The organism is Streptomyces sp. NPDC018693 (assembly GCF_044391385.1).
Lineage (GTDB): Bacteria > Actinomycetota > Actinomycetes > Streptomycetales > Streptomycetaceae > Streptomyces.
This window is the reverse complement of the sequence record NZ_JBIRZZ010000022.1, coordinates 17,897-31,838: the sequence shown is the minus strand read 5'-3', so window position 1 is coordinate 31,838 and position 13,942 is coordinate 17,897. Positions and strand designations below refer to the sequence as shown.

Genomic DNA, 13,942 nt, shown 5'->3' with positions numbered 1-13,942 from the left:
AGGGGCGTGGGGAGCTGGTCGCGCAGTTCCCCGCGCCCCTGCGGGTTGTAGTGGGGTGTCTCACACACCGGCCCGGCGTCTCGGTTCGGCGGGACTAGTGCGAAGATGGGGCTCGGCAGGACAGGGCCCCACCCACAGGGCCGAAGCAAAGAGCGGCCGGACACCAGCCGCCGACCGGTCACCGACGACCGGCGTACGGCGCACATGCATGGAGGACGTGACGTGGCGAACGACGCCAGCACCGTTTTCGACCTAGTGATCCTCGGCGGTGGTAGCGGTGGTTACGCCGCGGCCCTGCGCGGGGCGCAGCTGGGCCTGGACGTCGCCCTGATCGAGAAGGACAAGGTCGGCGGCACCTGCCTGCACCGGGGTTGCATTCCCACCAAGGCCCTGCTGCACGCGGGCGAGGTCGCCGACCAGGCCCGCGAGAGCGAGCAGTTCGGTGTCAAGACCACCTTCGAGGGCATCGACATCGCGGGTGTGCACAAGTACAAGGACGACGTCATCTCGGGCCTGTACAAGGGTCTGCAGGGGCTCGTCGCCTCCCGCAAGGTGACCTACATCGAGGGTGAGGGCCGACTGTCCTCGCCGACCTCCGTCGATGTCAACGGTCAGCGGATCCAGGGCCGCCACGTCCTCCTGGCCACCGGTTCCGTGCCGAAGTCGCTGCCGGGCCTGGAGATCGACGGCAACCGGATCATCTCCTCCGACCACGCGCTCGTCCTGGACCGCGTCCCGAAGTCCGCGATCATCCTGGGCGGCGGTGTCATCGGCGTCGAGTTCGCCTCGGCGTGGAAGTCCTTCGGCGCGGACGTCACGATCATCGAGGGCATGAAGCACCTCGTCCCGGTCGAGGACGAGAACTCCTCCAAGCTTCTTGAGCGCGCCTTCCGCAAGCGCGGCATCAAGTTCAACCTCGGCACCTTCTTCCAGAAGGCCGAGTACACCGCCGAGGGCGTCAAGGTCACCCTGGCCGACGGCAAGGAGTTCGAGGCCGAGGTGCTGCTGGTCGCCGTCGGCCGCGGCCCGGTCTCGCAGGGCCTGGGCTACGAGGAGGCCGGGGTCGCCATGGACCGCGGTTACGTCCTCGTCGACGAGTACATGCGCACCAACGTCCCGACCATCTCCGCCGTCGGTGACCTGGTCCCCACGCTCCAGCTCGCGCATGTCGGCTTCGCCGAGGGCATCCTGGTTGCGGAGCGTCTTGCCGGTCTGAAGGTCGTCCCGATCGACTACGACGGTGTCCCGCGGGTGACGTACTGCCACCCGGAGGTCGCCTCCGTCGGTATCTCCGAGGCCAAGGCCAAGGAGATCTACGGCGCGGACAAGGTCGTCGCTCTGAAGTACAACCTGGCGGGCAACGGAAAGAGCAAGATCCTCAAGACCGCGGGCGAGATCAAGCTCGTCCAGGTCAAGGACGGTGCCGTGGTCGGCGTCCACATGGTCGGCGACCGCATGGGCGAGCAGGTCGGCGAGGCCCAGCTGATCTACAACTGGGAGGCGCTGCCGGCCGAGGTCGCCCAGCTCATCCACGCCCATCCGACGCAGAACGAGGCGCTCGGCGAGGCTCACCTGGCCCTGGCGGGCAAGCCGCTGCACTCGCACGACTGACCGACCCTCGGTCGAAACACGTCGAACGCGACGACACAGACTTCCGTAATTCGTAAGGAGCAACCGAAACCATGGCGGTTTCCGTAACCCTTCCGGCGCTCGGCGAGAGCGTCACCGAGGGCACTGTCACCCGCTGGCTGAAGGCCGAGGGCGAGCGCGTCGAGGCCGACGAGCCGCTGCTGGAGGTGTCGACGGACAAGGTCGACACCGAGATCCCCTCCCCCGCCGCCGGCATCCTCGCCTCCATCAAGGTCGCCGAGGACGAGACCGTTGAGGTCGGCGCCGAGCTGGCCGTCATTGACGACGGCACGGGCGCCCCCGCTGCCGCCCCGGCCCCCGCTGCCGAGCAGGTCGCGCCGCCGGCTCCCGAGCCGGCCCCGGCCGCCCAGCCGTCCACCGAGCAGGCCGCCCCCGCCCCGGCGCCCACCGCCGAGGCCGCCGCAGGCGCCGGCACCGCCCAGGGCACGGACGTGGTCCTGCCCGCGCTGGGCGAGTCCGTCACCGAGGGCACCGTCACCCGCTGGCTGAAGTCGGTCGGCGACTCGGTCGAGGCCGACGAGCCGCTGCTGGAGGTGTCGACGGACAAGGTCGACACCGAGATCCCGGCCCCCACCTCCGGCACACTGCTGGAGATCGTGGTCGGCGAGGACGAGACCGCCGAGGTCGGCGCCAAGCTCGCCGTCATCGGCGCCCCGGGTGCCGCTCCGGCCGCCGCCGCGCCCGCGGCCCCGGCCGCCCCGGCTCCGGCTCCCGCCCCGGCCGCTCCCGCTGCCCCGGCCCCGGCTCCCGCCGCCCCGGCCGCCGCCGCTCCGGCCCCGGTCGCCCCCGCGGCCCCCGCGGCCCCGGCGCCCGCGCCGGCCGCTCCGGCTCCGGCCGCCGCCCCGGCCGCGCCCGCCGCCGCCCAGCCGACCGACGAGGGTGCCTACGTCACCCCGCTGGTGCGCAAGCTCGCCGCCGAGAACGGCGTCGACCTGGCCGCCGTCAAGGGCACCGGCGTCGGCGGTCGTATCCGCAAGCAGGACGTCATGGCCGCCGCCGAGGCCGCCAAGGCCGCTGCCGCCGCTCCGGCTCCGGCCGCTGCCGCCCCGGTCGCGCCTGCCGCCAAGAAGGCCGCCCCGGCCCTGGAGGTCTCCCCGCTGCGCGGCCAGACCGTCAAGATGACCCGCATCCGCAAGGTCATCGGCGACAACATGGTCAAGGCCCTCCAGGAGATGGCCCAGCTGTCCTCGGTCGTCGAGGTCGACGTCACCAAGCTGATGCGGCTGCGCAACCAGGCGAAGGACTCCTTCGCCGCGCGTGAGGGCGTCAAGCTCTCCCCGATGCCGTTCTTCGTGAAGGCGGCGGCCCAGGCGCTGAAGGCCCACCCGGTCATCAACGCCAGGATCAACGAGGCCGAGGGCACGATCACCTACTTCGACACCGAGAACGTCGGTATCGCGGTGGACTCCGAGAAGGGCCTGATGACCCCGGTCATCAAGGGCGCCGGCGACCTCAACATCGCGGGTATCGCCAAGGCCACCGCCGACCTGGCGGGCAAGGTCCGCGGCAACAAGATCACGCCGGACGAGCTGGCCGGTGCGACCTTCACCATCTCCAACACCGGTTCGCGCGGCGCGCTGTTCGACACGATCATCGTGCCGCCGGGCCAGGTCGCGATCCTCGGCATCGGTGCCACGGTCAAGCGTCCGGCCGTCATCGAGACGGAGGAGGGCACGGTCATCGGCGTCCGCGACATGACGTACCTGACCCTGTCCTACGACCACCGCCTGGTGGACGGCGCCGACGCCGCGCGCTACCTGACCGCCGTCAAGGCGATCCTGGAGGCGGGCGAGTTCGAGGTCGAGCTGGGCCTGTAACCCCCATCACGGCAACAGTCGGTGCCCTGCCCGGAAATCTCCGGGCGGGGCACCGACCCGTTAGGGGCGCGGGGAACCGCGCGACCAGCCACCGACAACCCGCAGCCGCCCGACGGCAGACGAACCGACCCACTGGGCGCCCCGGCCCCCCGTGTAAGTCTCGTCTCACCTGCACCAAAGCACCCCCGTCAGCCCCTCCGGCGGAGCGCACCGGCCTTATTGTCTAAGCGTCAAAGCCCTCCCTAAGGAGCCCTCATGACCGCGCCCGTCGTCCACTCGCTGCGCGAACAGATCCGCGAGCACATCGTGGAGGGGATCGTGAGCGGGCGCTGGAAGCCGGGCGAGCGGATCGTGGAGCGGCGGATCGCCTCCGAGCTGGAGGTCAGCCAGACGCCGGTGCGTGAGGCACTGCGCGAGCTGGAGTCGCTGCGACTGATCGAGTCGGCGCCGAACAAGGGCGTCCGCGTGCGGAACCTGACCGCGGCCGACCTGGAGGAGAGCTACCCGGTCCGGGCCGGTCTGGAGGCGATCGCGGCGGAGCTGGCGGCGCACAAGCTGGCGGCGGACTGCTCGGCCCTGGAGTCGCACGTCACCGCGCTGTACGAGGCGGACCGCAGGTCGGACGGCACGGCGCAGGTACGGCACACGGTGGCCTTCCACCGGGAGATGGTGCGGGCGGCCGGGAACTCCGTGCTGCTGCACACCTGGGAGGGCCTGGGCATCGAGGTGTTCACCGCGCTGTCGATCCGCTGGCTGGGCACCGTGCAGCAGTCGTACGCCGAGGAACACGAGGAACTGGTCCAGGCGTTCCGCCGCCACGACCCGAGGATCGCGGACCTGGTGAAGGCCCACGTCCTGGGCTGCGCGCCGCGGCACGAGGGCGAGTGACGCGGGCTGGATCCGGGCCCGAACACCAGAGCAGACCCCCGCTCAAACGCCCGCTCACCTGCGCAAACCTGCGTTAACCGCGTCACCCGGTGCCACCGCTGGAGGCACCGCGTGCCGACTTTGTCGTGATCAAGAGGTTTTCCCCGTCAACCCTTTGATCGATCATCGATCAGGGGGTTACAGTCGCCGGTGGCTTGCCACCCAAGCCTCAGCCCTGTCCTGCCAAAGACAAAGGGCACCCCCGAACCCTTACCGATGAGGGAACCCCCTTCGACTGAGGAAGGCGGCGACATGACCGACCCCAACGCCATCCAGCCGAGCGCGCTCGACCAGCTCCCCGACCGTGACCCGGAGGAGACCGCCGAATGGCGGGCCTCACTGGACGCGGTCGCCAAGGCGGCCGGGCCGCACCGTGCCGCGTACCTGATGCGCCGCACGCTGGAGCGCGCCGAGGGCAACGGCATCGCGCTGCCGAAGCTCCTCGAGACCGACTACGTCAACACCATCCCCACCGCCGCGGAGCCCGCTGTTCCCGGTGACGAGGAGATGGAGCGCCGGATCACCGCCTGGAACCGCTGGAACGCGGCCGCCATGGTGACCCGCGGCTCGAAGTACGGCGTCGGCGGCCACATCGCCACCTTCGCCTCCGCGGCCTGGCTGTACGAGACCGGCTTCAACCACTTCTTCAAGGGCAAGGAGGGGGACGGCTCCGGCGACCAGCTGTACATCCAGGGCCACGCCTCCCCCGGCATCTACGCCCGTGCCTTCCTCGACGGCCGGCTCGGCGAGCACCACCTCGACAACTTCCGCCAGGAGTCCGGCGGCAACGGCCTCCCGTCGTACCCGCACCCGCGCCGTCTGCCCTGGCTGTGGGAGTTCCCGACGGTGTCGATGGGCCTCGGCCCGCTCTCCGCGATCTATCAGGCGCGCTTCAACCGCTACCTGACCAACCGCGGCATCAAGGACGTCTCCGCCTCGCACGTGTGGGCGTTCCTCGGCGACGGCGAGATGGACGAGCCCGAGTCCACGGCGGCGCTCGCCCTGGCGAGCCGCGAGGGCCTGGACAACCTGACCTTCGTCATCAACTGCAACCTGCAGCGCCTCGACGGCCCGGTCCGCGCGAACTTCAAGATCGTGCAGGAGCTGGAGGCCCAGTTCCGCGGCGCCGGCTGGAACGTCGTCAAGACGCTGTGGGGCACGGCGTGGGACGAGCTGTTCGCCCTCGACACCACGGGCGCGCTGGTACGCCGGCTCCGTGAGGTACCGGACGCGCAGGTGCAGACGTACCAGACCCGCGACGCCGCCTACATCCGCGAGGACTTCTTCGGCAAGGACCCGGCGCTCGCCGAGATGGCGAAGCTGCTGAGCGACGACAAGATCCTGGAGTGCTTCCACCTGTCGCGCGGTGGCCACGAGGCCCGCAAGGTCTACGCCGCCTACAAGGCAGCCCTGGACTTCAAGGGCGCGCCGACCGTGATCCTGGCCCAGACGGTCAAGGGCCACACCCTCGGTGAGGGCTTCGCGTCGAAGAACGCCAACCACCAGATGAAGAAGCTGACGGTGGACGAGTTCAAGACCATGCGTGACCTGCTGGAGCTGCCGATCGCGGACAGCGCCTTCGTCGACGGCCAGGTCCCCTACGGCCACCCGGGCGCCGACGCCCCCGAGGTCCGCTACCTCCAGGAGCGCCGCGCGGCCCTCGGCGGCCCGGCCCCGGCCCGCCGCGTCCACCCGGTCGCGCCGCTGCCCGCCCCGGCGGAGAAGGCGTTCGCCTCCTTCGACAAGGGCTCGGGCTCGCAGAACGTGGCGACGACCATGGCGTTCGTCCGGCTCGTGAAGGACCTGGTCCGCGACAAGGAGACCGGCAGGCGCTGGGTGCCGATCGTCCCCGACGAGGCGCGCACCTTCGGCATGGAGTCGCTGTTCCCGTCGCTGGGCATCTACTCGCCCAAGGGCCAGACGTACGAGCCGGTGGACCGCGACCAGCTGATGTACTACAAGGAGGCCAAGAACGGCCAGATCCTCAATGAGGGGATCACCGAGGCCGGTTCGATGGCCGACTTCATCGCCGCCGCGTCGTCGTACGCGACGCACGGCGAGGCGATGATCCCGTTCTACATCTTCTACTCGATGTTCGGCTGGCAGCGCACGGCCGACCAGATGTGGCAGCTCGGCGACCAGCTCGGCCGCGGCTTCCTCATCGGCGCCACGGCCGGCCGTACGACGCTGACCGGTGAGGGCCTGCAGCACGCGGACGGCCACTCCCCGGTGATCGCCGCGACCAACCCGGCGGCGCTGACGTACGACCCGGCGTTCGCCTACGAGATCGCCGTGATCGTCCGTGAGGGCCTGCGCCGGATGTACGGCGAGGCCAAGCCGGGTGAGGACCAGGACGTCTTCTACTACCTGACGGTCTACAACGAGCCGCTGCCGCAGCCCGCCAAGCCGGCCGGCCTCGGGATCGACGAGGGCATCGTCAAGGGCCTGTACCGCTTCAACACGGCGGAGTCGGCGGGGCTGGCCGCGGCCGCGAACGCGCCGCGCATCCAGCTGCTCGGCTCCGGTACGGCGATCCACTGGGCCCTTCAGGCGCAGAAGCTGCTCGCCGAGGAGTGGGGTGTGGCCGCCGACGTGTGGTCCGCGACCTCCTGGACCGAGCTGCGGCGCGACGCCATGGAGGCCGACGCGGCGCTGCTGCGCGGCGAGGAGCGGGTGCCGTACGTCCGTCAGGCGCTGCAGGGTGCCGAGGGGCCGGTGCTGGCCGTCTCCGACTACATGCGTCAGGTCCCGGACCAGATCGCGCAGTGGGTCGAGCAGGACTACTCCTCGCTCGGCGCCGACGGCTTCGGCCTGTCGGACACGCGTGACGCGGCCCGCCGCCACTTCGGCGTCGACGCGCAGTCGATCGTCGTGGCGGCGCTGGCGCAGCTCGCGAAGCGGGGCGAGGTCAAGGCGACGGCCGTGAAGGAAGCCCGCGAGAAGTACGGCCTGTAGGACATCGAGGCGCCGCTGCGGCGGAGGGGAGTGCCTGGCCGGTTCTGGGCCGGCACACTCCCTTCCGCCGCGGCGGCGCCGAGCTGTGTTCAGCCCTCTGCCGGAGGGATCCTCGCCTCGTCCGGTTCAGGGCCCGGATCGGGGTGGCGGCGGAGTTGGATGATGGCGGCGGTCAGGCCGCCCCATACGATCAGGATCGCGATGATCATCATGATGACGGCGCTCGCGGACATCAGCGGTCCCCCTCTCCGGGCCGTCGGTGCTTTCGATGGGCCTCCGCCTCGTCGGCGGTCTCCATGTCGAGGTCGATGAGCCCGCCCCGGGCCGCCTTCCAGGGGATGAGGGAGAGCAGCACGCCGACCAGCAGCGCGCCGATCGCCACACTCCAGCCGGCGCCCAGCAGGAACTCGGTGGAGTAGCCCTCGTAGTTCTCGTCGAACTCGTCGCGCAGGCTGTCGACCATCATCCAGCCGAGGACCACCGGGGTGATGACGCCGAGGCAGATCCGCCACCAGTGGTTGAGGTGCACGGCGGAGGTGGCGTCGGCGTCCCGCTGGAGTTCGGGCAGCTTCCGCATCAACCAGGCCACCGCGATCACGCCGACGAGTGCGGCCAGCGCGATGCCGTACTGGTTGATGAAGTGGTCGGAGGCGTCGAGGAGATAGACGCCCTCGTTGGTCGGGAACAGCAGGATGGAGGCCACGGCCACGGCGCCGCCGACGCCGAAGACGGCGGGGATGCGGTGCATGCCGGTGCGGTCCTGCACGGCGGAGACGACCACCTGCACGATGGAGATCAGCGAGGACAGCCCGGCGATCACCAGCGACACGAAGAAGATGACGCCGAAGAGCCCGCCCAGCCACATCTCGGAGATGATCGTCGGGAAGGCCACGAAGGCCAGGCCGAGCCCGGCGGTCGCGACCTGGTCGACCGGCACGCCCGCGCTCTGCGCCATGAAGCCCAGCGCGGCGAACACGCCGATGCCGGCGAGGATCTCGAAGGAGCTGTTGGAGAACCCGGCGACCAGCGCGGAGCCGGTGAGGTCGGCGCGGCGCCGCAGGTAGGAGGCGTAGGTGACCATGATGCCGAAGCCGATGGACAGCGAGAAGAAGATCTGGCCGTAGGCGGCCACCCACACGCTGCCGTTGCCGAGTTCGGACCAGTCGGGCGTGAAGAAGGCGTCCAGGCCCTCCGCGGCGCCGTCCAGGGTGAGCGCCCGGATCACCAGGGCGACGAAGAAGACCACCAGCAGCGGGATGAAGACCTTGTTGGCCTTCTCGATGCCGCGCCGGATGCCGAACGCCAGGATGACCAGCACCACCACCCAGACGGCGATGAGCGGCCACAGCACGCCGGAGACGTATCCGGAGACGAAGCCGGGGCTGTCGGCGGCCTTGAGGAAGGTGCCGAAGAGGAAGCCCTCGGGGTCGTCGCCCCATGCCTGGTCGGCGGCGAAGCCGACGTAGCGGACCGCCCAGGCGATGATCACCGCGTAGTAGGTGGCGATCACGAAGGAGATCGCCACCTGCCACCAGCCGAGCATTTCGGCGGGCCGGGCCATCTGGCGCAGCGCGGCGGGGGGTGAGGTCCGGTATCTGCGCCCGATCGCGTATTCCATGATGAGCAGCGGGATACCGGCCGTGAGCAGGGCGATGAGATACGGCAGGAGGAAGGCGCCGCCGCCGTTGTCGTAGGCGACGGCCGGAAAGCGCCAGATGTTGCCGAGTCCGATGGCGGAGCCGATGGCCGCCAGCAGGAATCCGGTGCGGGTGGCCCACTGCTCTCGGGGCTGTCGCGCGGGGTGGTTCGCCGGTTGTTTCGCCATATGCGTGTCCTCGTTCAGGGACGTCCCGATTGAACCGCTGAACTGTGAAACCTTGAAGGGAAACCTGGATCCTGATCGACGTTAACAGCGGTTCAGGGTCTGCCACAGGGTGTGTGCGGCCAGGCAGGTGACGCACCCGGCAGAATGACGGTCATGCGTGCCGCGCGGCTCATCAGGATGGTGCTTCTGCTGCAGTCCCGGCCGTCCATGACGGCGGCCGAGCTCGCCCGGGAGCTGGAGGTGTCCGAGCGGACCGTGACCCGGGACGCGCAGGCGCTGTCGGAGGCGGGGGTGCCGGTGTACGCCGACCGGGGGCGGGCCGGCGGGTACCGGCTGGTCGGCGGGTACCGGACGCGGCTGACGGGGCTGGCGCGCGGTGAGGCCGAGGCGCTGTTCCTGTCGGGGGTGCCGGGGGCGCTGCGGGAGATGGGACTTCAGGACGCGGCGTCGGCGGCGCGGCTGAAGGTGTCGGCCGCACTGCTGCCGTCGCTGCGGGACGCGCCGCGCAGTGCGGCCCAGCGGTTCCATCTGGACGCGCCCGCCTGGTTCCAGGAGCCCCGGACGCCGGAGCTGCTGCCCGTGGTCGCCGAGGCGGTGTGGGACGACCGGCGGATCGGCGCCCGCTACCGGCGCGGGGACGACGCCGTCGAGCGGGAGCTGGAGCCGTACGGGCTCGTACTGAAGGCGGGCGTCTGGTACCTGTGCGCGCGGGTGACCGGCGGCACCTCCTTCCGTACGTACCGCATCGAGCGGTTCACCGCCGTGGAGCCCCGCGAGAAGCGCTTCGGCCGGGACGCGGACTTCGATCTGCCGGCGTTCTGGGAGGGGCAGGCGGAGCGGTTCGCCCGGTCGATCCTGCGCGCCGAGGTCGTCGTACGGCTGACGGAGTCGGGGGTGCGCCGGCTGCGGCACACCGTCGATCCGCTCGCCGCGCGGGAGGCGCTGGCGGCGGCGGGCGAGCCGGACGCGGACGGGTGGCTGACGGTGACGCTGCCGGTGGAGTCCGAGGAGGTGGCGCACACCCAGCTGACCGCGCTGGGCCCGGACGCGGAGGTGCTCTCCCCGGCGTCCCTGCGCGGCCGGATGCGGGACGACGCGGCCCGGCTCGCCCGGTTGTACGGCCGCGGCTGAGGGATTCCCCGGCACTTCCGGGTGCGTACCACGGCCGGAGGGACGATGCTGTAACCCGTGATGGACGAGACGGAGTTCTGGGAGCTGGTGGACACCTCCCGCGAGGCCGCCGAGGGCGACCCGGAGGAACAGGCCGACGTGCTCGTGTCCCGGCTGCTGGAGCTGGACCCGGACTCCGTGCTGGACTTCGCCCGTCACTTCGAGTCCCGTTACAACCGCGCCTACCACTGGGATCTGTGGGGCGCCGCCTGGGTGCTCCTGGACGGGGCGAGCGACGACGCCTTCGACTTCTTCCGGTGCTGGCTGATCGGACAGGGCCGCGACGTCTTCGAGAGCGCCCTGCACGACCCGGACTCGCTCGCCGACCTGCTGGACGACTTCGACGAGGAGATCGACGGCGACGGCGAGGAACTGGGGTACGCGGCCGACGAGGCGTACGAGCAGCTCACCGGCACCGTCGCCCCGGACCTCGGCATCCCGCCCGCGACCGCCGAGCCCGAGGGCACGCCGATCGACTTCGAGAACGAGCGGGTGCTCGCCGAGCGCTACCCGAAGCTCTGGGCCCGCTTCCGGGACTAGCCCTGGCTAGGCCGCGCCGCGGCGGCGGGTGGTGGTGTCCGCCGGGATGTACGCCTGTGTCCGGTCGGCCATGACCTCGTGGTGCAGCGGGGCCTTGTTGGCCTGGTCGAGGGCGGACGCGGTGGTGGCGGCCGGGCCCAGGACGACCGCCGCGACGGTGCAGAGCACCGCCCAGGTCCGGCTCACGGTGCTCGTACGGTTGCTGTTCATGGTGGTTCCCCGCCCTCCGGTCGGCTCGTGTTGTGCATGACCGTAGGGGGCGGGGATGGGAACAGCCTGAACGCCGGCTGAGGCGTTCCTGTGAACGGCGTCCGGCCCTGCAGCCGTGCCGCATCGCGTCTGATGTCCGGGAGGCGGGCCAACAGGGCGGCGCCGGGGCAGCTCGTCAGGTAGCCGTCGTCGTGGCCGGTCACCACGGGCAGCCGGGCGGTGGTGCCGGCGGGGTAGCGGCTGAGGCTGTTGCTGGAGGTGAGGCGGACGGTGGTGCGCGGGTCGATGCCGGACAGGCCGAGCTTCCAGGCGGCCAGCGCGGCGATCGCGTCGGTCATCGCGCGGGGCACCGGGACACCGGCGGTGAAGGTGCCGAGGGCTGCGATACCGGTCGTGCGGTGGTTGAAGCCCTGGGTGTGGGCGCCGGTGACGGGCCGGTCGGGGCCCCCGGCGCGGCCCTCGTAGATGGTGCCGCAGCGGTCGACGAGGAAGTTGTAGCCGATGTCGTCCCAGTCGCGGGCACCGGTCTGGCCTGCGTAGAGGTGGCGGATGATGCGGGGCGCGTCGGCGCAGTCGTAGCCGTTGGGCGAGTCGGTGTGGTGGACGAAGACGGCGACGACCGCGTCGTCGTAGCGCGGGGGCGGCTGGGCGTGCCGGGTGAGGTCGTCGAGCCAGGCGGAGCGCGGCACGATGCGCGGCCGGGGGGCGCTGTGCGTCGGGGCGGGGCGGACGGTGGGCGACCGGGCGGCGACGGCGGAGCGCGCGACCTGGTCGACGCCGCCCGCGCAGAGCGGCAGGGCGAGCAGGGCGGCGAGTCCGGGCAGACAGCCGAGCACGATCAGGGCCGGCCGGGGAAGCCGTCCGCGCGGCCGTGTGCGCAGCCGTATTCGCATGATCCCACTGTGGGGGTGTTCCGGTCCGTCCGCGATGTGTGCTGTGCCACCCGGTGGAACCATCGTCCCGGTCCATGACGTTTTCCTCAGGTGCGCACGCGCGCGTGGCCGGTTCCGGTTCCTCCGGGTGGCACGCGCGCGTGGCTGGCTGATCACAGGGCCCCTCCCCCACGTACTAAGGGGTCCGAGAGAAAGGCGGCTACGTGGACCTCCTCGACATCCTGCTGGTGCTGGTCGTGCTGGCCTACGCCGGTTCCGGCTACCGGCGCGGCCTGCTGGCGGGCTGTGTCTCGCTCGCCGGTTTCGTCGGCGGCGCGGCGCTCGGCGTGTGGGTGCTGCCGTGGGTGATGGAACTGGTGACTCCGGGGAGCACGGCGGCGACGGTGACCGCGGTGTGCACGGTGCTGGTCCCGGCGGTGGTGGGGCACGAGCTGGCGGGCCGGCTGGCGCTGCGGCTGCGGCGGGAGCTGGACCGGGGTCCGCTGCGGGTGGCCGACGGGGTCGGCGGGGCGGTGGCCAACGGGGTGGCGGTGCTGATCGTGGCGTGGGTGGCGGCGAGTGTGCTGGGCGCGTCCTCCTCGCCGTTGGTGACGTCGGCGATCCGGGACTCCAGGCTGCTGGGCACGGTGGAGGACGCCATGCCGGACACCACTCCGGCGTGGTTCGCGCGGGCCACCTCGGCGCTCACCGAGGCGGGCTTCCCGCAGGTGTTCAACCCGTTCGAGAACGAGTCGACGGCCGAGGTGGCCCGCCCGTCCGGGGACAGCGTCACGGCGGCCGCGACCGAGGCGGCCCGGCGGAGCACGGTGAAGATCGAGGGCGTGGTCGGCGACCAGGGCCGCGAGGGCAGCGGATTCGTGTACGCGCCGGAGCATGTGATGACCAACGCCCATGTGGTGGCCGGCATCGACCGGCCCACGCTGCGCGTGGGGGGCGTCGGGCGGTCGTACGAGGCGCGCGTGGTGCTCTTCGACCCGGAAAAGGACGTGGCCGTGCTGTACGTGCCGGAGCTGCGCGCCCCCGTGCTCTCCTTCGACGCGGAGGCCCGTCGGGGCGACCAGGCCGTGGTGGCCGGCTATCCGCAGGACGGCGACCTGAATCTGCAGGCGGCGACGGTCGCCAACCGCGTGAAGGCGACCGGGCGGAACATCTACAACGACGCGGCCGTCACCCGCGAGATCTACTCCATCCGCTCCACGGTCCGCCCCGGCAACTCCGGCGGCCCCCTGCTGACCACCGAGGGCCGGGTGTTCGGCGTGGTGTTCGCCCGGTCCACCTCGGACGCCGAGACGGGCTACGTCCTGACGGCCGCGGAGGTCGCCGACGACGCGCGCCGGGCGGCGACCGCGACGGCACCGGTGAACACGGGCGACCTCGTCAGCTCCTGACCGCTCTCAGAGCCGCTGCCCCATCATCACGTCGTCCACGTACTCCCCGCCGAGCAGGAACTCCTCCGGCAGGACGCCCTCCACCACGAAGCCCTCCGACTCGTAGAGCTTCCGGGCCGGGGTGTTGTGGCCGAGGACGCGCAGGGTGAGGCGGCGGGCGCCACGGCGGCGGGACTCGGCGACGGCGGCCCGGATCAGCGCGCGCCCGACGCCCCGGCCGCGCGCCTCCTCGGCGACGGCGAGGCCCTGGATCTGCAGGACGTGCGCGTTCGAGGCGAGCGGGGTGGGGAAGCCGAGGCGGACATAGCCGACGGGCCGGCCGCCGGCCTCGGCGACGAGGCAGTTCCCGACGGGGTGCCGCTCGTCGAAGAAGGCCGGGTACGGCGGCTGCGGCTTCGGCATCACCGCGTGCAGGGTGGACCAGGTGCGGCGGTCGAGCAGCGCCAGCTCCTCGTCGTCTCCGGGCAGGGCCCCTCGTATGCGAAGTTCGTGCGGCTCTGGCATGCGGGTCAGCCTAGGGCGGGAGTCGCGTGATCAGACATGGGTTTTACGGCGGTGGGGAGCAGG

At 71.5% G+C, this 13,942-nt stretch carries 12 protein-coding genes; 7 read left to right on the top strand and 5 right to left on the bottom strand.

The annotated features are described in order from the left end of the window. Positions 1 to 222: 222 nt before the first annotated feature. The 4 genes from lpdA (at position 223) to aceE (ending at position 7,349) form a co-directional block, all read left to right on the top strand. Positions 223 to 1,611, top strand: coding sequence for a dihydrolipoyl dehydrogenase (lpdA, locus tag ACH5AC_RS35055; RefSeq protein WP_398866358.1), 1,389 nt, complete (start codon positions 223 to 225; stop codon positions 1,609 to 1,611). A 71-nt stretch (positions 1,612 to 1,682) separates the two neighbouring features. Beyond that, positions 1,683 to 3,467 (top strand): 2-oxoglutarate dehydrogenase, E2 component, dihydrolipoamide succinyltransferase, encoded by a 1,785-nt coding sequence (gene sucB, locus ACH5AC_RS35050; protein ID WP_398866357.1) that lies wholly within the window; start codon positions 1,683 to 1,685, stop codon positions 3,465 to 3,467. 255 nt (positions 3,468 to 3,722) lie between these two features. Continuing rightward, positions 3,723 to 4,355, top strand: a complete 633-nt coding sequence (locus ACH5AC_RS35045) for a GntR family transcriptional regulator (RefSeq protein WP_398866356.1) — start codon at positions 3,723 to 3,725, stop codon at positions 4,353 to 4,355. A gap of 291 nt (positions 4,356 to 4,646) precedes the next feature. Next, entirely contained in the window at positions 4,647 to 7,349 is a 2,703-nt protein-coding gene (gene aceE / locus ACH5AC_RS35040) for a pyruvate dehydrogenase (acetyl-transferring), homodimeric type (protein WP_398866355.1), read from the top strand. Between the two features lie 89 nt (positions 7,350 to 7,438). Here aceE and ACH5AC_RS35035 read toward each other — a convergent pair whose 3' ends face one another. Both ACH5AC_RS35035 and ACH5AC_RS35030 read right to left on the bottom strand, forming a co-directional pair. Further along, entirely contained in the window at positions 7,439 to 7,582 is a 144-nt protein-coding gene (locus tag ACH5AC_RS35035; protein ID WP_398866354.1) for a methionine/alanine import family NSS transporter small subunit, read from the bottom strand. Further along, complete coding sequence (locus tag ACH5AC_RS35030; protein ID WP_398866353.1) at positions 7,582 to 9,174, bottom strand: sodium-dependent transporter; 1,593 nt, start codon at positions 9,172 to 9,174, stop codon at positions 7,582 to 7,584. The genes ACH5AC_RS35035 and ACH5AC_RS35030 overlap by 1 nt, the downstream gene beginning before the upstream one ends. Positions 9,175 to 9,327: 153 nt before the next feature. On the opposite strand from ACH5AC_RS35030, the gene ACH5AC_RS35025 reads away from it, so the two are divergent. Continuing rightward, the gene (locus tag ACH5AC_RS35025; protein ID WP_398866351.1) at positions 9,328 to 10,305 is read left to right on the top strand and encodes a helix-turn-helix transcriptional regulator; all 978 of its coding nucleotides are present in this window, start codon (positions 9,328 to 9,330) and stop codon (positions 10,303 to 10,305) included. Positions 10,306 to 10,365: 60 nt separating this feature from the next. Continuing rightward, positions 10,366 to 10,884 carry a DUF4240 domain-containing protein gene (locus tag ACH5AC_RS35020; protein WP_398866409.1) on the top strand — a complete coding sequence of 173 codons (519 nt, stop codon included), beginning with the start codon at positions 10,366 to 10,368 and terminating at the stop codon, positions 10,882 to 10,884. Between the two features lie 6 nt (positions 10,885 to 10,890). On the opposite strand, the gene ACH5AC_RS35015 is transcribed toward ACH5AC_RS35020, so the two are convergent. Together ACH5AC_RS35015 and ACH5AC_RS35010 are read right to left on the bottom strand one after the other, a co-directional pair. Then, positions 10,891 to 11,094 (bottom strand): hypothetical protein, encoded by a 204-nt coding sequence (locus ACH5AC_RS35015; RefSeq protein WP_398866350.1) that lies wholly within the window; start codon positions 11,092 to 11,094, stop codon positions 10,891 to 10,893. Then, on the bottom strand, positions 11,091 to 11,987 hold the full coding sequence (locus tag ACH5AC_RS35010; RefSeq protein ID WP_398866349.1) for a peptidoglycan recognition protein: 897 nt from the start codon (positions 11,985 to 11,987) through the stop codon (positions 11,091 to 11,093). The genes ACH5AC_RS35015 and ACH5AC_RS35010 overlap by 4 nt, the downstream gene beginning before the upstream one ends. Before the next feature lie 203 nt (positions 11,988 to 12,190). Here ACH5AC_RS35010 and ACH5AC_RS35005 point away from each other — a divergent pair, with 203 nt between their 5' ends. Continuing rightward, the gene (locus ACH5AC_RS35005; protein ID WP_398866347.1) at positions 12,191 to 13,375 is read left to right on the top strand and encodes a MarP family serine protease; all 1,185 of its coding nucleotides are present in this window, start codon (positions 12,191 to 12,193) and stop codon (positions 13,373 to 13,375) included. Between the two features lie 6 nt (positions 13,376 to 13,381). Here the strand turns inward: ACH5AC_RS35005 and ACH5AC_RS35000 are convergent, their stop codons facing one another. After that, a complete protein-coding gene (locus ACH5AC_RS35000; RefSeq protein ID WP_398866346.1) occupies positions 13,382 to 13,879 on the bottom strand; it encodes a GNAT family N-acetyltransferase in 498 nt (165 codons plus the stop codon). Positions 13,880 to 13,942: the final 63 nt, after the last annotated feature.